The organism is Actinomadura sp. 21ATH (assembly GCF_041951345.1).
Lineage (GTDB): Bacteria > Actinomycetota > Actinomycetes > Streptosporangiales > Streptosporangiaceae > Spirillospora.
In genome coordinates this window covers 74081-94691 of record NZ_JBGNUR010000011.1, presented here as the reverse complement: position 1 = coordinate 94691, position 20611 = coordinate 74081, and the positions used below count along the sequence as shown (strand labels likewise).

Annotated in this window: 16 protein-coding genes; 6 read left to right on the top strand and 10 right to left on the bottom strand. The window is 73.3% G+C overall.

Annotation, left to right across the window (positions count from 1 at the left end; all coding sequences use genetic code 11):
* The first annotated feature begins 29 nt into the window (after positions 1-29).
* Entirely contained in the window at positions 30-776 is a 747-nt protein-coding gene (locus tag ACA361_RS27880; protein WP_375016911.1) for a ribonuclease HII, read from the top strand.
* Positions 777-856: 80 nt separating this feature from the next.
* Positions 857-1486 (top strand): endonuclease, encoded by a 630-nt coding sequence (locus ACA361_RS27875; protein WP_375016644.1) that lies wholly within the window; start codon positions 857-859, stop codon positions 1484-1486.
* Positions 1487-1526: 40 nt separating this feature from the next.
* Here the strand turns inward: ACA361_RS27875 and ACA361_RS27870 are convergent, their stop codons facing one another.
* Complete coding sequence (locus ACA361_RS27870; RefSeq protein ID WP_375016642.1) at positions 1527-3002, bottom strand: TerD family protein; 1476 nt, start codon at positions 3000-3002, stop codon at positions 1527-1529.
* A 179-nt stretch (positions 3003-3181) separates the two neighbouring features.
* Between ACA361_RS27870 and ACA361_RS27865 the strand changes: the two genes are divergently transcribed.
* Positions 3182-3937, top strand: coding sequence for a DoxX family protein (locus ACA361_RS27865; protein WP_375016639.1), 756 nt, complete (start codon positions 3182-3184; stop codon positions 3935-3937).
* Between the two features lie 13 nt (positions 3938-3950).
* Here the strand turns inward: ACA361_RS27865 and ACA361_RS27860 are convergent, their stop codons facing one another.
* From ACA361_RS27860 to ACA361_RS27850, 3 genes are read right to left on the bottom strand one after another with little or no spacing between them, the layout of a single operon-like run.
* A complete protein-coding gene (locus ACA361_RS27860) occupies positions 3951-5009 on the bottom strand; it encodes a biotin/lipoate A/B protein ligase family protein (RefSeq protein WP_375016637.1) in 1059 nt (352 codons plus the stop codon).
* Positions 5010-5066: 57 nt separating this feature from the next.
* The gene (locus ACA361_RS27855; RefSeq protein WP_375016635.1) at positions 5067-6035 is read right to left on the bottom strand and encodes a pirin family protein; all 969 of its coding nucleotides are present in this window, start codon (positions 6033-6035) and stop codon (positions 5067-5069) included.
* Between the two features lie 27 nt (positions 6036-6062).
* Entirely contained in the window at positions 6063-6974 is a 912-nt protein-coding gene (locus tag ACA361_RS27850; RefSeq protein ID WP_375016633.1) for a MerR family transcriptional regulator, read from the bottom strand.
* Positions 6975-7207: 233 nt separating this feature from the next.
* Here ACA361_RS27850 and ACA361_RS27845 point away from each other — a divergent pair, with 233 nt between their 5' ends.
* Both ACA361_RS27845 and ACA361_RS27840 read left to right on the top strand, forming a co-directional pair.
* On the top strand, positions 7208-8059 hold the full coding sequence (locus ACA361_RS27845) for an alpha/beta hydrolase (RefSeq protein WP_375016631.1): 852 nt from the start codon (positions 7208-7210) through the stop codon (positions 8057-8059).
* Positions 8056-9297 carry an MFS transporter gene (locus tag ACA361_RS27840; RefSeq protein ID WP_375016629.1) on the top strand — a complete coding sequence of 414 codons (1242 nt, stop codon included), beginning with the start codon at positions 8056-8058 and terminating at the stop codon, positions 9295-9297. Before ACA361_RS27845 ends, ACA361_RS27840 begins: the two co-directional genes overlap by 4 nt.
* Positions 9298-9366: 69 nt before the next feature.
* On the opposite strand, the gene ACA361_RS27835 is transcribed toward ACA361_RS27840, so the two are convergent.
* The 5 genes from ACA361_RS27835 to ACA361_RS27815 form a co-directional block, all read right to left on the bottom strand.
* Positions 9367-12201 carry a vitamin B12-dependent ribonucleotide reductase gene (locus ACA361_RS27835; protein ID WP_375016627.1) on the bottom strand — a complete coding sequence of 945 codons (2835 nt, stop codon included), beginning with the start codon at positions 12199-12201 and terminating at the stop codon, positions 9367-9369.
* A 119-nt stretch (positions 12202-12320) separates the two neighbouring features.
* The gene (nrdR, locus tag ACA361_RS27830) at positions 12321-12791 is read right to left on the bottom strand and encodes a transcriptional regulator NrdR (RefSeq protein ID WP_375016625.1); all 471 of its coding nucleotides are present in this window, start codon (positions 12789-12791) and stop codon (positions 12321-12323) included.
* Positions 12792-13015: 224 nt separating this feature from the next.
* The gene (locus ACA361_RS27825) at positions 13016-14098 is read right to left on the bottom strand and encodes a serine hydrolase domain-containing protein (protein WP_375016623.1); all 1083 of its coding nucleotides are present in this window, start codon (positions 14096-14098) and stop codon (positions 13016-13018) included.
* Between the two features lie 30 nt (positions 14099-14128).
* Entirely contained in the window at positions 14129-15760 is a 1632-nt protein-coding gene (locus tag ACA361_RS27820; RefSeq protein WP_375016621.1) for an MFS transporter, read from the bottom strand.
* Between the two features lie 90 nt (positions 15761-15850).
* Positions 15851-16228: a LysM peptidoglycan-binding domain-containing protein gene (locus ACA361_RS27815; RefSeq protein ID WP_375016619.1), complete on the bottom strand. Its 378-nt coding sequence runs from the start codon at positions 16226-16228 to the stop codon at positions 15851-15853.
* A 419-nt stretch (positions 16229-16647) separates the two neighbouring features.
* Here ACA361_RS27815 and lexA point away from each other — a divergent pair, with 419 nt between their 5' ends.
* Positions 16648-17349 carry a transcriptional repressor LexA gene (lexA, locus tag ACA361_RS27810; RefSeq protein WP_375016617.1) on the top strand — a complete coding sequence of 234 codons (702 nt, stop codon included), beginning with the start codon at positions 16648-16650 and terminating at the stop codon, positions 17347-17349.
* Between the two features lie 411 nt (positions 17350-17760).
* Here the strand turns inward: lexA and leuS are convergent, their stop codons facing one another.
* Positions 17761-20265, bottom strand: a complete 2505-nt coding sequence (gene leuS, locus ACA361_RS27805) for a leucine--tRNA ligase (RefSeq protein ID WP_375016615.1) — start codon at positions 20263-20265, stop codon at positions 17761-17763.
* Positions 20266-20611: the final 346 nt, after the last annotated feature.

Sequence of the window (20611 nt, the reverse complement as noted above, 5' to 3'; positions counted from 1 at the left end):
CCGGCGAGCCGGACGGCGCGCTGCCCGGACTGGAGGCGGCGGCGCCGGCCGCCGCGCCCGCACCGCCGCCGCGGGCCGCCGGCTACGAGATCGAGGACGACCTGCGCGCGAAAGCGGGCACGGCGCCGCGGATCGCGGGGGTGGACGAGGTCGGCCGCGGTGCGTGGGCGGGCCCGGTCGTGGTGTGCGCGGCCGTCACCGATCTGAGCGCGCCTCCCGAGCTGCCCGGCCGGGGGAAGCGGACCGTGCGGCTGACCGACTCCAAGCTGCTCACCGCGGCGCACCGGGAAGGGTTCGCCGCCGTGCTGCCGGGCTGGCTGGCCGGGCACGCCATCGGCGCCGCGTCGCCGGCGGAGATCGACGAGCTGGGCATGACCGAGGCGCTGCGGCTGGCGGCCGTGCGGGCGCTGGACGCGCTGCCCGAACGCCCCGACGTGGTGATCCTGGACGGCGGGCACGACTTCCTGCGCGCCCCGTGGAAGGTCCGGTGCGAGGTCAAGGCCGACCAGCGGTCGGTGACGGTCGCCGCGGCGTCCGTGCTGGCCAAGGTGCACCGCGACCGGCTCATGGCGGAGCTGGACGGCGAGTTCCCGGCGTACGGGTTCGCGGACTCGGCCGGGTACCCGTCGCCCGTCCACCAGGCCGCGCTGGAGGAGCACGGGCCGACGCCGCACCACCGGATGTCGTGGTCGTACCTGGACGGCCTGCCCCGCTGGCGGCACCTGAAGAAGCACCGCGACCCGCTCGCGGGCGCGGGCCAGCTCAGCCTCCTCTAGCCGCGTTCCGGCCGGTGCGCGGCCGCCGGAGTCACCCCGGCCTTCCTGGGTAGGCCGCCTCCATACGGGAGGTGCTTTCCATGGACGCCGTCGTCAAGAGACTGATGCGCGAAGCCGGCCGGACCTACGCCGAAGAGGCGGGCATCCCGCTGAAGGACCAGCCGGCCGCGCTGTGGAAGCTGCTGGTGCTCGCCAACCTGATGAGCGCGCGGATCACCGCCGGGATCGCGCTGGCCGCCGCGCGCGAGCTGTTCGAGGCGGGCGGCGGCACCCCGCGCGGCATGGGCCGGCTGAGCTGGCAGGACCGCGTCGGCGCGCTCGGCCGCGGCCACTACGTGCGGTACGACGAGAGCACCGCGACGCGGCTCGGCGAGATGGCCGAGCTCGTCCAGGACAAGTACGGCGGCGACCTGCGCCGGCTGCCCGTCACCGCCGAGCGCGACGTCGGCCGGGCGGGCGACCTCCTCCGGGAGTTCAAGGGGATCGGCCCGACCGGCGTCGACATCTTCTGCCGCGAGGCGCAGGCCGTCTGGCCGTGGCTGCGGCCCTACTTCGACGACCAGGCGCGCAAGGGCGCCGACCGGCTCGGGCTGCCCACCGATCCGGAGAAGCTGGCCGCCGAGGTGCCGGGCAAGGAGCTCGGCAGGTTCGCCGCCGCCCTCGTCCGGGCCGCCCGGGACAAGAAGCTGGCCGACTCCGTCAAGTCGTGACGCCGCGCGGCGCCGCGCGGCGGCCAGAACGGCCGGTACGTCAGTCCTTGCCTCGCGCGGCCACCCACTCCAGGTTCCAGTTGTACGCCTGGTCGACCGACATCTTGCCCCAGCGCGGCCGCCCGGGCGGCGGCAGCACGAACCGGCCCTCGCGCCGCACGACCAGCTCGCCGCCGACGTTCTCGATGAGCGCCAGCACCGCGTCCCGCGAGGCGTCGACGCAGTCGCTGATGTGCATCTCGATCGGCGGCGCGCCGATCGGGTACAGCGTCGCGGTCGCGTCCAGGCCGCGGAAGTCCTCGGCGCCGTCGTAGATCTCGGCGAACACCAGGATCCGCTTGAAGTCGGCGGTGTGGTCGAGGTTGATGGTGAGGTTCTCGCCGGTCGCGACCGCTCCGGACCGGTCGTCGCGGTCGAGCTGGATGTACGGCGGGCGCTCCAGGGCGCCGAAGTCGCCGAGGGCGTGGATGATGCCCTTGCGGCCGTCCCGCAGCTCCCACAGGCAGCACAGGTCGAGGTCCAGGTCGACGCCGCGGCGCAGCTTGCCGAGCAGGCCCTTGGCGGCGCCCTCCTTGGCGGTCCAGTTGAGGTTGACCCGCATGTGGCCGCTGGTGGCGCCGTGCTTGGTGAGCGACACCGACGGCGCGCTCTTGGTGAGCGAGATCTTGCCCGCGGCGCCCGGTTGCGGGACGCCCTGCGGCGGGGGCGGTGGCGCGGCCGGCGCGCCGGGCGGGGGCGGCGGGGTGTACTGCTGGCCCGGCGCGGGCGGCGGAGGCGGCGGCGGGGGCGTGTACTGCTGGCCCGGCCCGGGAGGCGGCGGCGTGTACGACTGGCCGGGCGGCATGTACTCGTTCGCGGGCGGTGGGGGCGGCGGCGCGTACTGCGGCGCGGGCGCGGCCGGGGCCGGCGGCGCGGGCGGCGCCTGCGGAGCCGGCGGGGCCTGGGGGGCCGGCGGGGCCTGCGGCGCGGGCGGGGCCTGCGGCGCCGGGGCGGGCTCGTCCACGGAGATGCCGAAGTCGGTGGCCAGCCCGGCCAGGCCCGAGTCGTACCCCTGGCCGACCGCGCGGAACTTCCACGCGCCCTGGCGCCGGTACAGCTCGCCCAGCACGAACGCCGTCTCCGACGTGGCGCCCGGGTTCTCGAACCGCGCCACCTCCGTGCCGGCGGCCGCGTCCACCACCCGCACGTACAGCCCCTGGAACCGGCCGAACGTGCCGCCCTCCGAGGACGCGGCGATGACGATGCGCTCGATGCCCGGCTCGACCCGGGCGAGGTCGACCGCCAGCACGTCCCGCACGGTCGGGCCCTGCTGCTTGCCCTCGTGCCGGACCGCGCCCGATCCGTGCGCGGGCTGGTTGTAGAAGACGAAGTCGTCGTCCGAACGCACCCGGCCGGTCTCCGCGAGCAGCAGCGCGGAGGCGTCGGCGTCGGGCACTCCGGGGCCGCTCTGCCAGCCCAGCTCGATCTTCACCGACGGCACCGGGACCGGCGTGTTGGCGCCCTTCTGCATGGACATGAACGCTCCTCCTCCTCGTCCGACGTTCACAACCTATGCCAGTCGCACGGCCCCGCGGCCAGGTCCGGCGAAGCGCCGGGCACCCGCGTCCACCAGCGGGGCTCGCGCGATCCGTGCGCCGGGCGTCATACTCACGGTCGAAACCCCGGGCCCGCCCCCGCGCTGAAGGAGCCGACGGCATGCGTTCTCGGCCGATGTACGACGTCGCCGCCCTCCTCGCGCGCCTCGGCGCGGGCGTCGTCTTCATGGCGCACGGCTGGCAGAAGATCGAGGCCGGGATCACCGCGACGGGCCGCTCGTTCGACGCGCTGGGCGTGCCGCTGCCGACGGGCGCCGCCGTGTACGCCGCGTTCGTCGAGCTGCTGGGCGGCGCCGCGCTGATCGCCGGGCTGGGGCTGCCGGTCGTCGGCGTGCTGCTGTTCGTCGACATGGCGGGCGCGTTCGTGTTCGTCCACGCGGGCGAGGGCCTGTTCCTGGTCGACGGCGGGACGGCGCGCAACGGCTACGAGCTGGTGCTGGTCCTCGGGCTGACGAGCCTGCTGTTCGCGGCGGGCGCGGGCGGGCGGCTCACCCTGGACCGGTGGCTGCTCGCCGGCCGGCCGCGCCGCCCGTCCGGCGACGAGGACGGCGAGGACGAGGCGAGCTTCGTCGCGTCCCTCCGCGAGGCGGAGACGCAGGGCGCGGCCAAGCCGCTCCCGAAACCGGCGGCGCCCGAGCCCCCGCCGACGCTGCCGGAATCGGCCGCCCGCCCCGCGAAGAAGCCGCGCCTGGCCACCGGCATCGTCGAGGGCGACGCGGACGACACGCTCGTCGCGGGCCGCCGCAAGTCCCCCGGCCGGCGCCGCCGTACGGGCGACACCCAGCCCATCCGCCGCGAGGGCGGCCAGGGCGCAGGCGGCACAGGCGGCACGAGCGGTACGGGCAAGGACGCCTGACCGGCCCCCGGCCCTACGGGACCCGCGCGGTCCACTCCGGGTTCTCGAACTTCTCCCCGGCGAGCTTCTCGGCGCGGCGCAGCTCGTCGTCGCTCACACCGCCGTCCTCCAGCCCGTAGCGGCCGCGGAAGTGCGCCACCATCCGGTCGATGATCTCCTCGCGCGGCAGCCCGGTCTGGCGGCGCAGCGGGTCCACCCGCTTCTTCGCGCTGGCGATGCCCTTGCCGGACAGCTTCTCCTTGCCGATCCGCAGGACCTCGAGCATCTTGTCCGCGTCGATGTCGTACGACATCGTCACGTGGTGCAGCACCGCGCCGGCGGCCAGCCGCTTCTGCGCCGCGCCGCCGATCTTGCCCTGGTCGGAGGTGATGTCGTTCAGCGGCTGGTACCAGGCCCTGACGCCCAGCTCGTTCAGCGCGCCGAGCACCCAGTCGTCCAGGAACGCGTAGCTCTCGGCGAACGACATGCCCGCGACGAGCGACTCCGGCACGTACAGCGAGTACGTGATCGTGTTGCCCGGCTCCACGAACATCGCGCCGCCGCCGCTGATCCGGCGCACCACGGTGACGCCGTGCCGGTCCGCGCCCGCCGGGTCCACCTCGTTGCGCAGCGACTGGAAGCTGCCGATGATCACCGAGGGCGAGGCCCACTCCCAGATCCGCAGCGTCGGGGGGCGCCGGCCGGCGCCCACCTCCTCGGCGAGCACCTGGTCCAGCGCCATGTGCAGGGCCGGCTCCTGCGGCCCGTCGTGGATCAGCCGCCACTCGTGGTCGTGCCAGTCGGACGCGTGCGCGACGGCGCGCCGCACCGCGATCCCGACCGCCTCGGCGGTCAGTCCCAGCAGCACCGTGCCCGGCGGCAGCCCGCGCTCGACCTTCGCCGCGATCTCGGCCGCGTCCAGCGTCGCGGGCAGCCCGTCCAGGGCCGCGTCGATCGCCTCCAGCGCCTCGTCCGGCTCCAGGAAGAAGTCCCCGCTGATCCGCGGCGACCGCAGCAGCCCGTCCACGACCTCCAGGTCGGCGACCACCAGCTTGCCGCCCGGCACCTTGTACTCCCCGTGCATCACGTCCATGTCAACCACGGACGCGTCCGGCCGATTCCTCCCGGCTCCGGGGTCCCCAGCCGGTCCCTAGCGGGTACGACCTCGTGCTTTGAGCGGCACCGCGGGCAGGTCGGGCGCGGCCAGCGGGGCGCCGTCGTACCCCTCGACCCGGCCGAACCGCTCCCCCGCCATCCAGTCGGCGCGCGCCTGGGCGATCTCCTCGCCGGTCCGGCCGACGAAGTTCCACCACATCACGAGCTTCTCCTCGAACGGCTCGCCGCCCAGCAGGACCAGCCCGGCGCCGCCGGCGTCCGCCCGCAGCGGCAGCTCGCGCCGCCCGCAGCCGAGGTAGAGCATCGAGCCGGGCTCCAGCCGGACGCCGTCCACCTCGGTGATCCCGGACATGGTCAGCGCGGCGTACTCGAAGTCGGGCTCCACCGGGAGCCGCACGTCCGCGCCGTCCGCCAGCTCCAGGTCGGCGCCCATGATCGGGGTGTACGCGGTGCCCGGCGAGGCCGCCCCGTCCAGCTCGCCCATGATCACCGTGGCCCGGAACCCCGGGCCGGTCACGGCGGGCAGCCCGGGGTGGTGCTCGAACGCCGGCGCGACGTTCCGGTGCTCGCCGGGCAGCGCCACCCACAGCTGCGCGCCGTGCAGCAGCCGCCCGTGCTCGCGCGGGGACTGCTCAGAATGCGCGATCGCCCGCCCGGCCGTCATCAGGCCGAGCTCCTTCGGCCGCACGGTCCGCACGCTCCCGACGCTGTCGCGGTGCAGCACCTCGCCCGCGTGCAGCCAGCTCACCGTCTGCAGCCCGATGTGCGGGTGCGGCGGCACCTGCATGCCGGGCTCGCCCTCGATGTCGTCGGGCCCGTAGTGGTCGACGAAGCACCACGCGCCCACCATCCGCCGCCCCAGGGTGGGCAGCAGCCTGCGCACCACGGTGCTCTCGCCGAGCGGGACGGCGCGCGGCTTCAGCAGCTCGCGCACCGGCCCGCCGGCCACGTCGTCACGCCCGCCGCACACCACCGGCGCCGGCCTGGTCTGGAGATCGCTCACGCGCCCCACGGTACTCGCGCGGGACGGTCATCCGCCGCTCGCGCGCAGGGCCGCGATCAGCCACTCGAACGCCGGGACGCCCGCGGGCGGCGGCGGGGTGCCCTGGATCATCGCCATCAGGTGCCAGTACCGCTCCACCCGGGCGTCGGTGAACGTCTCCAGCGTCTCCCGGAGCCGGGCCCGTTCGGCCGCCGGGGTGTCCGGCGGGACGATCCGGTCAAGGACGGCCCGGCCCGCCGCCGAATCGGGGGCGATCCCCTCCTCCAGCGCCCGCCCGGCGTGCTCCATGACGGCCTGCGGGTCGGGCCCGGCCGCGGGCTCGCCGGCGCCGGCGTTCCCGGCGACCGCCATCTCCCGGACGCGCCGCCGGAAGTCCTCGTCGGCGACGAGCTCGCCCAGCTCGATCCAGGCGTCCACCTGCTCGGGGGCGGGGTCGTCGGGCAGCTCCGGCAGCCGCCGCATGTTCTCGGCGATCCCCATCGCGGGACCGTCCGGGCCGATGCCGTCGACGACCTCCGCCACGAAGTCGTCGATGATCTGCTGCCGCTCCCGGGCGGACAGCCTTGCCAGTCGGTGCATCAGTAGCGTCTCCTCGATCGTGCTCCCGCGCTTGGCGACCGTGCTCAGCACGGCGCGGCGCAGCCGGAGCGTGCGGATCTCCGCGTCCAGCGCGGTCACCTGCGCGGCCGCCACCTCGGCGACCGTGTCGGCGCGCGCCAGCACGGCCCGTACCTGGTCCAGTCCGAGACCCAGCTCGCGCAGGGTCCGGACGAGGTCGAGCCGGGCCACCGCCGCGGCGTCGTACAGGCGGTAGCCGCCCGCGGACCGGCCGGCCGGCGGCACCAGCCCGGTGTCGGACCAGAACCGGATCGTCCGCGTCGGCAGGCCCGTGCGGCGGGCCAGCTGCCCGATGGTGAACCCTGCGCTCGTCGAGCTCATGGAGACGACTCTGCACCTTCCAGCCGCTGGAACCTCAAACGCTTTCCGCGGCCGGTCCCCGAATGTTCGTCCGGCCCGCTATGCCCGCACGGCTATAGCGGAACCCGAATATGCAATTACCCAATCATACGTAGAGGCGCCAGGATGTGAGCGCGGACACAGCGTGAACACGACGGCCCCCGCCACCGTCGATCCGTCCGCTGCACGGCCCCCTCACCTCCGAAGGAGCGGCGTTGACCCCGATCCGACCGGCCGATCCCACGGCGTACTTCACGTACCGGAACCCCGGTGACTACCACGCGGACTGGAAGGGCTTCTACGAGGCCGCGCTGGAGAAGCGGGCGAAGGTGCGGGACGCCTTCCCGCACGCGCTCGACCTCAAGTACGGCCCCGACCCGGCGCAGCTCGCCGACGTCTACCACCCGGAGGGCGCGGCCGGCCGCCCGGTGATCGTCTACTTCCACGGCGGGCGGTGGCGGGAGGGCCATCCGGCGTTCTACGACCATTTCGCCGCCCCCTGGGTCGAGGCGGGAGCGGTGTTCGTCTCCTGCGGCTACCGGCTCGTTCCCGAGCACACGATCGCCGACGCCGTCGACGACGCGGCCCTCGCCGTGCGCTGGGCGCGGCAGGTCGCGTCCCGGTTCGGCGGCGACCCCGACCGCGTCACCGTGGCCGGCCACTCGGCGGGCGCGCACCTCACCGCCATGGTCACCATGACGGACTGGGCCGGGCGGCTCGACGGCACGGTCGGCGCCGTGTGCATGAGCCCGCCGGTCGACCTCCGCACGGCCGAGCCCGGCACCCCCGACGCCGAACGGCTCAGCCCGAACACGCGGATCACGCACGCGCCGCCGGGGATCGTGGTGTCCTACGGCGATCCCGAGCCGAACAACAAGGCGCACGACGGCGGCTTCTTCGTACGGGAGGGACGGCTGCTGGTGGAGGCCCTGGAGAAGGCCGGGCACCGGCCGGCGACCGTCGTACTGACCGGGACCGACCACGTCGGCACCGGGGCCGCGTTCGCCGACCCGGACTCGCCGCTGTTCGCGGCCGCGCGGGACGTCGTCTTCGGAGGCCGCTCGTGAGCGCCCGGGAGGAGCCGCGCCGCGTCCTGTGGTCCGTCGTCGTGCTGGCCTTCCTGGCGGTGCTGCTCGACGGGTTCGACGCGGCCGCGCTGGCCTTCTCGGTGCCCACGCTGGCCAGGGAGTGGGACGTCGAGCGCGCCGCGTTCACCATGCCGCTGGTGCTGACCAACCTCGGCGTCGTGGTGGGCTACCTGGCGTCCGGGCCGCTGGGCGCGCGGCTGGGCCGGCGAAGGCTGCTGGTGGGAGGCGTGGTGTTCTTCGCCGCCGGCACGCTGCTGACGGCGGCGACGCTGGCGATGGAGTCGATCGCCGTCCTCGGCGTCACCCGCGTGCTGACCGGGCTCGGGCTCGGCGCCGTGCTGCCCGCGGCGGTGGCGCTGGCGACCGAGCACAGCCCGGCCCGCCGCCGCGAGCGGGTCTCGGTCACCGTGACCCTGGGGCTGGCGAGCGGCGCCACCCTCGGCGGCGTCTTCGGCGGCCGGATGCTCGAGACGCTGGGGCCCGCCGGGGTCTTCTGGTTCGCCGGCGGGGCCCCGCTGGTCCTCGCGGCCGTGATGGCGTGGCGGCTGCCGGCCACCGCCGCCGGCACCGGCGGTGAGGCCCGCCAGGCCGAGCGCGTCGGCGAGCTGTTCCGTCCCGGCCTGCGCACCAGCACCCTGCTGATCTGGGCGTTCTCGTTCCTGGTGTTCGTGTCCGCCTACACGCTCCAGTCCTGGGTGCCCGCGCTGCTGACCGACTTCGGCTTCGACGAGTCCGAGGCGCCGATGGGGCTGGCCTACTTCAGCTTCGGCGGCATCATCGGCGGGATCGTGCTGATCTGGCTGGCCGCCCGGATCAGGATCGCGGCGGCGCTGTGCTCGATGTCGCTGCTGGGCGCGGCCTGCGCGCTGGTGGTCGCCCGGGTCGAGCTCGGCGACGGGCTCCTGCTGATCGTGATCGGCGGCGCCGGCGCCGGGCTGATCGGCAGCCAGATCGGCCAGCTCACCATGGCCGTGGCGCTGTATCCGGCCGCGACCCGTACCACCGGGGTCGGCTGGGCGGCCGCGCTCGGCCGCGCCGGGTCCATCGTCGGCCCCGGCATCGGCGGCGTGCTGCTCGGCCTGGCCCTTCCCGGCCGCGACATCGTCCTGCTCACGACGCTGCCCGTCCTGGCCGCCGCGCTCTGCGCCGTCCTCCTGTGGCGCGCGGGCACCACCCCGGCCCCCGCCGCCCGCCCGGTCGCGGAGCAGCGAGGCTGACCGCACCGAACGCGAAGGGGCCCGGACGCTCGTCCGGGCCCCTTCCCCTTTTACCGGTCTTACCGGGCGTCAGCTGCAGCCGCTGGTGGAGCCGCAGCCCTCGCAGACGTAGCAGCTGCCCGCCGGGCGCATCTTCGTGCCGCAGGTCAGGCAGAGCGGCGCGTCCGCGGTACGGCCCTGGCGGCTCTCGATGACCTCCATCGAGGAGTGCGCCTCGGGCGCCGGGGCGGCCGCCGGAGCCGCCGTCCCGGCCTCCGCCCTGGGCCGCTTGATCTCGGCGCTCTGGGCCAGGCTCTCCTGGTCCAGCTCGTCCTCGTGCAGGCTCGCCGGGTCCTTGCCGTCGGCCTGGAGGGCGCGCTCCGCGGCGCTGAGGATGCCCAGCTCGGCGCGCGACTCGTACGACAGGTGGTCCAGCGCCAGCCGGCGGAAGATGTAGTCCATCACCGAGGTGGCCATCCGGATGTCCGGGTCGTCGGTCATGCCGGCGGGCTCGAAGCGCATGTTGGTGAACTTCTCGACCCAGGTCTCCAGCGGGACGCCGTACTGGAGGCTGATGGAGATCGCCATGGAGAAGGCGTCCATCACGCCGGCCAGCGTGGAGCCCTGCTTGCCGAGCTTGAGGAAGACCTCGCCGACGCCGTCGTCCGGGTACGAGGAGGCCGTCATGTAGCCCTCGGCGCCGGCGACCGAGAAGCGGGTGACCGTCGCCGGGCGCTGCTTGGGCAGGCGCTTGCGGACGGGCCGGGGCGTCGCGTCGGCGGGCGCCTCCGCGGCCTTGGGCTCCTCGGCCCTCTTCGACGCCGACAGCGGCTGGCCGACCTTGCAGTTGTCGCGGTAGATCGCCAGGGCCTTGAGGCCGAGCCGCCAGCCCTCGAAGTAGACCTTCTCGATGTCCTCGATGGTGGCCTGCTCGGGCATGTTGACGGTCTTGGAGATGGCGCCGGACAGGAACGGCTGCGTCGCCGCCATCATCCGGACGTGGCCCATCGGGCTGATCGCCCGCTCGCCCATCGCGCAGTCGAACACCTCGTAGTGCTCGGGGCGCAGGCCCGGCGCGTCCACGACGTGGCCGTGCTCGGAGATGTACTCGACGATCGCCTCGATGCGCTCCTGCTGGTAGCCGAGCTTCGCCAGGGCGCGCGGCACCGTGTGGTTGACGATCTGCATGGAGCCGCCGCCGACCAGCTTCTTGAACTTGACCAGGGCCAGGTCGGGCTCGATGCCGGTGGTGTCGCAGTCCATCATCAGGCCGATGGTGCCGGTGGGGGCCAGCAGCGACGCCTGCGCGTTGCGGTAGCCGTGCTTCTCGCCGGTCTTGAGGCACTCGGCCCACTGCTTGGCCGCGGCCGCGTGGATCGCCCGGTCCATCTCGTCGAGCGTGCGGATGCCGTCGTTGGCGGCGGCGTGCTTGCGCATGACGCGCTTGTGCGCGTCGGCGTTGCGGGCGTACCCCTCGTACGGGCCGACGACGCCGGCCAGCTCGGCGGAGCGGCGGTACGCGACGCCCGTCATCAGCGAGGTGACGGCGGCGGCGAGGGAGCGGCCGCCCTCGGAGTCGTAGGCGTGCCCGGTCGCCATCAGCAGCGCGCCGAGGTTGGCGTAGCCGATGCCCAGCTGCCGGTAGTCGCGGGTGGTCTGCGCGATCTTCTCGGTCGGGAAGTCGGCGAAGGTGATCGAGATGTCCATCGCGGTGATGATCAGCTCGGTCAGCTTCACGAACCGCTGCACGTCGAACGTGCCGTCCGCGGCCAGGAACTTCAGCAGGTTGATGCTGGCCAGGTTGCAGGAGGAGTTGTCCAGGGACATGTACTCCGAGCACGGGTTGCTGGCGGTGATCCGGCCCGATTCGGGGTTCGTGTGCCAGTCGTTGATCGTGCCGTCGTACTGGATGCCCGGGTCGGCGCACTCCCAGGCGGCCTTGGCCATCAGCCGGAACAGGTCCTTGGCGTTGACGGTCTCGACGACCTCGCCGGTCATCCGGGCGCGCAGCCCGAACTCGCCGCCGGACTCGACCGCGCGCATGAACTCGTCGGAGACGCGGACCGAGTTGTTGGCGTTCTGGTACTGGACGCTGCCGATGTCCTTGCCGCCCAGGTCCATGTCGAACCCGGCGTCGCGGAGGGCGCGGATCTTGTCCTCTTCGCGGGCCTTGGTCTCGATGAACTCGGCCACGTCGGGGTGGTCCACGTCCAGCACGACCATCTTGGCGGCCCGCCGGGTGGCGCCGCCGGACTTGATCGTTCCGGCCGAGGCGTCGGCGCCGCGCATGAACGACACCGGGCCGCTGGCCGTGCCGCCCGAGGACAGCAGTTCCTTGCTGGAACGGATGCGGGAGAGGTTGAGCCCGGCCCCCGAGCCGCCCTTGAAGATCACGCCCTCTTCCTTGTACCACTCCAGGATCGACTCCATCGTGTCGTCCACGGAGAGGATGAAACAGGCGCTGACCTGCTGCGGCGACTTGGTGCCGACGTTGAACCAGACCGGCGAGTTGAAGCTGAACATCTGGTGGACCAGCGCGTGCTTCAGCTCGTGGTCGAAGATCTCGGCGTCCTCGTCGGAGGCGAAGTAGCCGTTCTCGCGGCCGGTGTCGGTGTACATCTTCACGACCCGGTCGACCAGCTGCTTGAGGCTCCATTCGCGCTGCGGGGTGCCGACCGCGCCGCGGAAGTACTTGGACGTCACGATGTTGACGGCGTTCACCGACCAGAATTCGGGGAACTCGACCCCGCGCTGCTCGAAGTTCACCGAACCGTCGCGCCAGTTGGTCATGACGACGTCACGACGCTCCCAGCGCAGCTCGTCGTACGGATGCACGCCGGGCGTGGTGAAGATGCGCTCGATCTTCAACCCTTTGCGGCCCCCCTTGCCGCGCCGGGCCGCCGAGCCGCTCACCGTCTCCGTCATGCCTTCCCCCTCTCGGGCCCTCCCGCCGGGCCCTGTTCAGGAACAACCCCGCCCGGCGGCCGGTCCATCCCGGGCCGCGGGCACTTCACGTCTGCTTTGTGTGCTTTCGACCGGCCCCGTCAGGGCCGGCCGGGCTCCCCCGAGGAACCGCTCTTGCGCAAGGACTCGATCTCCCGGGCGAAGTCGTCCAGCGACTCGAAACTCCGGTAGACCGACGCGAACCGCAGATAGGCGACCTCGTCGAGATCACCGAGCGGCCCGAGAATGGCCAGGCCGATCTCGTGCGAGGGAATCTCCGCCGATCCGGTCGCCCGGATCGCCTCCTCCACCCGCTGGCCCAGCTTGGCGAGCGCATCCTCGTCGACCGGGCGGCCCTGGCAGGCCCTGCGCACCCCGGCGATGATCTTTTCCCGGGAGAACGGCTCGGTGACGCCGCTTCGCTTGGCGACCATCAGGAGCACGTTCTCCTGCGTCGTGAATCGCTTGCCGCATTCCTGGCACGAACGCCGGCGCCGAATGGCTGCGCCGTCGTCGGTGGAACGGCTGTCGATCACTTTGGTGTCGGGGCTTCGGCAGAACGGGCAGTGCACGTTCCCTCCTCTTCCCGACCGTCTTCGGCGAAATCCGTTTCTCCCACAAGCACAACTTGTGGTTAATGACATCCATGTAACTACTAGATGTTGTGGTCAACCGTACGAGGATCCGGAGGGCTGCGCAACCTGGAACGGGACCCCCGCCCGTAGACCCTGGTCACATCGGGGCTCTCGCGCCCCTCCCGGCGTGTCGCCCTCCGGCGCCCCGTACGCCCCCGCCGTCAGGCCCCCGCGACGATCGCCGCGACCGCGTCGACGGCGCTCGCCGCCGTCGGATCGAACCGGTTCTTGGTCACCGCGAAGACCGTCCCGGACTCCGGATCGGCGTACGCCGCGCTGCCGCCCATGCCTGGCATCCCGAACGCGCGCGGGCGCGCCGGGGCGAGCGGGCCGAGCGAGTAGCCGAGCGCCCAGGTCGCCGGGTTGCCCATGATCTCATCGGTGCCGGTGTACGCCGGCCCGGAGATCTCGCGGAGGCGGTCCGGGGAGATCAGCCGCACGCCGTCCACCTCGTCCAGCAGCGCGGCGTACATCCGCGCCACCGCGCGGGCGGTCATCACGCCGCCCGCGGGGATGTCGGCGGCCAGGACGTCGGCGCGGTTCCCGTAGCCGGCATGCGGGACCAGCTCCGGCGGCATCACCGCGCCGAACATCGCGCGCATCCCCGCCACCGCCTCCTCGACCTCGGGCGTGCTCTCCAGCCGCGCCAGCCGGCCCTGCTCGGCCGCGGGGACGCCGAAGTACAGCTCGTCCGCCACGCCGAGCGGCCCGGCCACCTCCTCGCGCAGCACCCGCGAGATCGGCCTGCCGGTGGCGCGCCGGACGACCTCGCCGAGGACGTGGCCGTACGTGTGGGAGTGGTAGGCGGTCCTCGTCCCCGGCTCCCACCAGGGCTCCAGGTCCGCGATCAGGGCGCACATGCCGTCCCAGTCGCACAGGTCCTCGACCGTCACGTGCGGCGGCAGGCCCGGCAGGCCCAGGGTGTGCGTGAGCGCGTGCCGCACGGTCGCCGCGCCCTTGCCGTGCGCGGCGAACTCCGGCCACAGCTCGGCGATGGGCGTGTCGTACGCCAGCACGCCCCGTTCCGCCAGCACGTGGACCACCGTCGCGGTCACGCCCTTGCCCGTGGACGCGGCCCAGAACGGGGTGCCGGGCGTGACCGGGCGCCCGGTCGCGGGGTCGGCGACGCCCGCGACGGCCTCCACGACCGGCGCGCCGTGCCGGTAGACCGACACCTGGACCCCGGTCTCGGTGCCCTGCTCGACCATCCGGTCGATCGCGTCCTGGATCTTCTTCTGGAGCATCGTCTTCTCGGTTCTCTCGTTCAGGCCCGGTCAGCGGGCGTCGGCGGGGACGGCTTCGGGACGCTCGCCGGCCTCAGCCTCGGTCCCGGGCTCGGGCTCGCGCTCGGCGCCGATCGGCGGCACCCCGCGCAGCATCACGGCGATCAGCACGGCCATCGCGGCCAGCAGCACGGCGCTCCCGAAGGCGACCGCGTTCAGCCCGCTGGTGAAGGCCCCGCGTGCCGCCTCCAGCAGCGCCTCACCCGCGGGGGACGGAAGGGTACCGGCCTCCGCCACGGCGCCCGCCAGGCTCTCCCCCGCCGCGCCGGGCGCGTCGATCCGGGAGCGGTAGAGGAACGTCCCGGCGCTGCCGAGGAGGGCGATGCCGAGCGCGAAGCCGAACTCGCCGCTGGTCTCGTTCATGGCCGCCGCCGACCCGGCCCGCTCCTGCGGTACGGAGCCGACCACCAGGTCGGTCGCCAGCGTGACCAGCGGGCCCGACCCGAACCCGATCAGGCCCCAGCCGGTGATCAGCAGGCCCGGGCCCTGGTCCGTGCCCACCCGCGTCAGCACCAGCAGGCCGCAGACCGACACGGCCAGGCCGCCCGCGATGAGCCGCGCCGGCCGGATCCGCCGGGCCAGCAGCGGGGAGAGCTGGAAGCCCAGCATGTTGGCGCCGAGCGCGGGCAGCATCCACAGCGCGGCCGCCTGCGGGGACAGGCCCTGCACCAGCTGGAGGTGCTGGGTCAGGAACATCATGATCGCGCCGGCCAGCAGCGTCACCGCCAGCGAGCCGCCGAGCGCGGTGCCGAACTCCCGGTTGCGGAACAGCCGCAGGTCGATCAGCGGGTCGGCGAGCCGCCGCTGCCGCCGGACGAAGAGCGCGCCGGCCGCCAGCCCGGCCGCCAGCACCGCGACGGGCACCGCGCCCGGGTCGTGGGCCAGCTCCTTGACGCCGTACACGACCGGCAGGACGGCCGCGAGCGACAGCGCCACGCTGGCCAGGTCGATCCGGCCCGCGCCGGGCGCCCGGTACTCGGGCAGCAGCAGCGGGCCGAGCACCAGCAGCAGGACGGCCGCGGGCACGCCGAGCAGGAAGGCCGACCCCCACCAGAAGTGGCCGATCAGCAGGCCGCCCACGACCGGCCCGAGCGCGGCGCCGCCCATGACGCCGACCAGCCACACGCCGATCGCCAGCGACCGCTGCCGCGGGTCGCGGAACATCGTGCCGATCAGCGACAGCGTCGAGGGCGCCAGCGTGGCCCCGGCCACGCCCAGCAGCGCCCGCGCCGCGATCAGCAGCTCGGGGCTCGGCGCGTACGCGGCCGCCACCGAGGCGGCGCCGAACGCGGCGGCCCCGACCAGCAGCAGCCGGCGGCGGCCGATCCGGTCACCCAGCCCGCCCATCGTGATCAGGAAGCCGGACAGCAGGAAGCCGTAGACGTCCATGATCCACAGCTGCTGGGTGGCGGTGGCGCCCAGGTCCGCGCTCAGGTGCGGCAGCGCCAGCAGCAGGACGAACACATCGATCGAGACCATCAGCGCGATCAGGACGAGGACGGCGAGCCCCGCCCATTCACGCCGGCCGGCCTTGCGCTGCGCGCCGCCTGTGCCGTCCGTGCCGTCCGTGCTGCCTGTGCTGCCTGTGCTGTCTGGACCGTCTGTACGGGTGTGCGGCTCCATGACGTCCCCTCACTCGGGCGCCCCCTGCGGGCGCCGCTCACGGAGGGGTCGGAGCCGGCGCGGCGTTCTCTACACGCCGCGCCGAAAGATCTAGCGGGCCGGCATGCGCAGCTCCTGGCCCGGCTGGATGAACGTGCCGGCGAGCCCGTTCAGGTCGATGATGCGGCGCACCGTGACCCGCGGGTCGCCGTCCGGATCGTCCCGGGAGGCGATCTCCCAGAGCGTCTCGCCGGGCTCGACGACCACGGTCCGTGCCCGGTCGCCCTGGCCGCCCCTGTCGGCCTCGTCGGACATGCGCTGCGCGGGCCGCTCGGTCCCGTCGCCGGCGCTGGCGCCCAGCCCCGCGGTCAGCCAGAACGTCACCAGCAGCCCGGTCGCCACGGTCCCGACCAGCACACCGCGGCCGCGCCTGGTCAGCCGCAGCGGCGGCGGTTCGGCGGCCCGCTCCACGTCATGCCCCGCATGCACGTCGTGTCCTGCATGCACGTCGTGTCCTGCATGTACGTCGCATCCTGCATGGACTGGGTATCCCGCATGGACTGGGTGTCTCGCATGCGCTGCGTGTCCTGCCTGCACCGAGTGTCCTGCCTGTACTGCGCGTCCTGCCTGTACTGCGTGTCCCGCTCGCCTCTTCGGGGTGTTCATCGGGGCATCGGTCCTGTCGCGCGTCCCCTCGGGCGACCCCGCCATCTCGGCCCTCCTGCGGTCAGCCGTGCACTCCCCCGCGTTCGAATGCATTTTCGATCGAACGCCTGTACGATGTTGTACATCAATCGAGGGGCGAAACGCGAGGACATTCTTCGAACAATTGTTTGATCATCGGGTCCGGACGCGATAGCGTGCCATGACAAGGAGTGACGGATCCAGCGCCGGGGAGGCGACGAGCGATGAGCAAGGTCCGGGAGCTGCCCGACGGCCCTGGGGACGAGAGCGGTCTCACCCAGCGGCAGCGCATGGTGCTGGAGGTCATCCGGGACTCGGTCCAGCGTCGCGGCTACCCGCCGTCGATGCGCGAGATCGGCGAGGCGGTCGGCCTGACCAGCACCTCCAGCGTCTCGCACCAGCTGCGCGCCCTCCAGCGCAAGGGCTACCTCCGGCGCGACCCCAACCGCCCCCGCGCCGTCGAGGTCCGGGTCCCCGGCACCACCCCGGTCCGCACCGACGACGAGCCCTTCGAGGCCCCCGGCACGGCCGCCGAGACCGCCACCCGCCCGGCGCCCGCCTACGTCCCCCTGGTCGGCCGCATCGCCGCCGGTGGGCCGATCCTGGCCGAGGAGGCCGTCGAGGACGTCTTCACGCTGCCCAAGCAGCTGGTCGGCGAGGGCACCCACTTCCTGCTGAAGGTGACCGGTGACTCGATGATCGAGGCCGCCATCGCCGACGGCGACTGGGTCGTGGTCCGCCAGCAGCCGGTCGCCGAGCAGGGCGACATCGTCGCCGCCATGATCGACGGCGAGGCGACGGTGAAGACCTTCAAGCGCCGCGACGGGCACATCTGGCTGATGCCGCAGAACCCCGCCTACGAGCCGATCCCGGGCGACGAGGCATCCGTCCTCGGCCGCGTGGTGGCGGTCCTGCGCAAGATGTGACGCACTCATGTGACTCCCGCATGTGACCCCCGCGTCGGACTGACCCCCGTGCACTACGTGTGATCTGTCGTGCCCGCCCGGGGACGCCGCGTACGCCGTGTACACCGCGTACGCCTCGTCCCCGGGCGGTCATGCTCGCGCTCCCGGCCGCTCCCACCGCCACCGCCCCCGCGACGGCGGCCCCGGCCGACCCTCTCAGCGCTCCCGCTCAGGGCCGCTGAGACTCCGCGGCCCTGAGGCCGCCCACAGCTCTTCCAGACTCTCTCTTGCTCTCTTCGGGGCCTGCCCGGCCGCGCGGGTCCCCCACGAACCCCCGGACCGCGCGGCCCCGCGCTCCGCCGCCTCGCCGCCGCTCCGGCGTCCCCGGAGGTGTTCCGGAAGCGCCGGAGCGGTGCGCGCGAAGCCGTCCCGTCAGGCCGGAACGATGTTCACGATCTTGGGTGCGCGGACGATGACCTTGCGGACGTCGCGGCCGGCCAGCGCTTCCTTGATCTTGTCGGACTCCAGCGCCAGCCGCTCCAGCTCGGCCGGGTCGATGCCGGGCGAGACCTCCAGGCGGTCCCGGACCTTACCGGCGACCTGGACGACGCAGGTGACCGACTCCTGGACCAGCAGCGCCGGGTCGGCCGCGGGCCAGCCGGCGGTGGCGACCGGGGCGCCGTGGCCCAGGATCTCCCACGTCTCGTCGGCGGTGTACGGCGCGAACAGCGACAGCATGATCGTGATCGCCTCGGCGGCCTCCCGGACGGCCGGGTCGGCGGCGCCCGCGGCGCCGTCGATGGCCTTGCGGGTGGCGTTCACCAGCTCCATGATCCGCGAGATCGCCACGTTGAAGCGGCGGACCTCGACCAGGCCGGTGGCCTCCTGGATCGCGTGGTGGGTGGCGCGCCGCAGGTCGGTCGAGCCGGTGGCCGGGTCGGCGCCGACGGGCGCGGCGACCTCGGTGGCGATGCGGTGGACGCGGCTCAGGAACTTCGACATGCCGTGCGGCGAGACGTCCGCCCAGTCGATGTCGTCCTCGGGCGGGCCGGAGAACAGCATCGCCAGCCGGACGACGTCGACGCCGAACTCGTCGATCTGGGCGCCCAGGTCGACCATGTTGCCCAGCGACTTCGACATCGCCTTGCCGTTCAGGATGACCTGGCCCTGGTTGAGCAGCCGGGTGAACGGCTCGGTGAAGTCCACCATGCCCATGTCGTACAGGACCTTGGTGAAGAACCGGCTGTACAGCAGGTGCAGGATCGCGTGCTCGACGCCGCCCGTGTACTGGTCGACGGGCATCCAGCGGCGGACCTGCTCGACGTCGAACGGGCCGTCGGTGTAGCCGGGCGAGCAGTAGCGGAAGTAGTACCAGGACGAGTCGACGAAGGTGTCCATGGTGTCGGTGTCGCGCTTGGCGGCGCCGCCGCACTTGGGGCACTCGGTGTCGACCCAGGCGGCGTTGGACGCCAGCGGCGAGGTGCCCTTGGGGGCCAGGTCGGCGCCGCGCATGTCGTCGGGCAGCCGGACGGGCAGCTGGTCGTCCGGTACGGGGACCTCGCCGCAGGCGTCGCAGTGCACGATCGGGATCGGGCAGCCCCAGAAGCGCTGCCGGGACACCAGCCAGTCGCGCAGCCGGAAGTTGACGGCGGCCTTGCCCAGGCCCTTGCCGGCCAGGATCTCGGTGATCCGCTCGATCGCGTCGGCCTTGGCCAGCCCGTCGATCGGGCCGGAGTTGACGATCCGGCCGTCGCCGGCGGTGGCGACGCCGCTGGCGGCCGGGTCGGTCTCGCCGGTCTCGACGACGACGCGGACGGGCAGCCCGAACTTCAGCGCGAAGTCCAGGTCCCGCTGGTCGTGCGCCGGCACGGCCATGATCGCGCCATGCCCGTACTCGGCGAGGACGTAGTCGGAGGCCCAGACGGGGATCCGCTCGCCGTTGACCGGGTTGACCGCGTACCGGCCCAGGAACACGCCGGTCTTCTCGCGCTCGGTGGACAGCCGCTCGATCTCCGACTCGCGGGAGACCTCCGCGCGGTACGACTCGAACGCGGCGCGCTGCTCGGGCGCGCAGATCTCGTCGGCCAGCGGAGCGTCGGCGGCGACGACCATGAACGTCGCGCCGTACAGGGTGTCGGGGCGCGTGGTGTAGACGGTGACCGGCTCGTCGCGGCCCTCGATCACGAAGTCGACGTCGGCGCCGGTGGAGCGGCCGATCCAGTTGCGCTGCATGAGCAGGACGCGCTCGGGCCACTTGCCCTCCAGCGCGGCCATGTCGTCCAGCAGCCGGTCGGCGTACTCGGTGATCTTGAAGTACCACTGGGTCAGCACCCGGCGCTCGACCAGCGCGCCGCAGCGCTCGCAGTGGCCGCCGACGACCTGCTCGTTGGCCAGCACGGTCTGGTCGTTGGGGCACCAGTTGACCTGGCCGCCCTTGCGGTAGGCCAGCCCGCGCTCGTAGAAGCGCAGGAACAGCCACTGCGTCCACTTGTAGTACTCGGGGTCGCTGGTGTGCAGCCGCCGGGACCAGTCGAACGAGGGCGCGTACCGCTGGAACGAGGCCGCCTGGGTGTCGATGTTGGCGTACGTCCACTCGGCCGGGTGCGAGTCGCGCTTGATGGCGGCGTTCTCGGCGGGCAGGCCGAAGGAGTCCCACCCGATGGGGTGCAGGACGTTGTAGCCCTTCTGGAACCAGTAGCGCGCCACGACGTCGCCGATGGCGAACGCCTCCGCGTGCCCCATGTGGAGGTCCCCGGACGGGTACGGGAACATGTCGAGCGCATAGCGACTCTCGCGGGGGTCGTCCCCGCCGGCGGCCTTGAACGGGTCGAGCTCCGCCCACCGGGCCTGCCACTTGTTTTGGACGGCCCGAGGGTCGTACCCGTCACCCGGGCCCCCTCCCGCCGGTGCTTCGCGGAAGGTGTCGTCGCTGCTCACGGTCGCTACTCCACTGGTCCTGTCTCGTACGGGGCGCGGTCCCGTGGCGATGCCCTGACATGAAAGGACCCCTCGTGCGACGAGGGGTAGCCGCGCCGCCCTGCCTAGGGCCGGCGCGGCCGGCTGAGAAGCAGCCGGGTCCGCATACAACAAGACTAGCGCAGTGGCAAGGGGTCCGCTGGGCGAGCCGATCATCCGCACGGGACGGGTGGCGGCGGCCGCTTCCGGACGGTGCCCCAGCGCTGTGCGGGCCCACCGTGGCCGGTGTGAGCACGCACCGTGTCGATCCGCCTCCCGCCCGCCACCCCGGTCCCTCCGAACGCGGAATCCCACGTCAAAGTGCGTG

Bases quoted from the DNA above. Each gene is read 5' to 3' on its own strand.
- ACA361_RS27875 (WP_375016644.1), top strand. From the start codon at position 857: ATGGACGCCGTCGTCAAGAGACTGATGCGCGAAGCCGGCCGGACCTAC.
- ACA361_RS27870 (WP_375016642.1), bottom strand. From the start codon at position 3,002: ATGTCCATGCAGAAGGGCGCCAACACGCCGGTCCCGGTGCCGTCGGTG.
- ACA361_RS27865 (WP_375016639.1), top strand. From the start codon at position 3,182: ATGCGTTCTCGGCCGATGTACGACGTCGCCGCCCTCCTCGCGCGCCTC.
- ACA361_RS27860 (WP_375016637.1), bottom strand. From the start codon at position 5,009: ATGGACGTGATGCACGGGGAGTACAAGGTGCCGGGCGGCAAGCTGGTG.
- ACA361_RS27850 (WP_375016633.1), bottom strand. From the start codon at position 6,974: ATGAGCTCGACGAGCGCAGGGTTCACCATCGGGCAGCTGGCCCGCCGC.
- ACA361_RS27835 (WP_375016627.1), bottom strand. From the start codon at position 12,201: ATGACGGAGACGGTGAGCGGCTCGGCGGCCCGGCGCGGCAAGGGGGGC.
- ACA361_RS27825 (WP_375016623.1), bottom strand. From the start codon at position 14,098: ATGCTCCAGAAGAAGATCCAGGACGCGATCGACCGGATGGTCGAGCAG.
- ACA361_RS27820 (WP_375016621.1), bottom strand. From the start codon at position 15,760: ATGGAGCCGCACACCCGTACAGACGGTCCAGACAGCACAGGCAGCACA.
- lexA (WP_375016617.1), top strand. From the start codon at position 16,648: ATGAGCAAGGTCCGGGAGCTGCCCGACGGCCCTGGGGACGAGAGCGGT.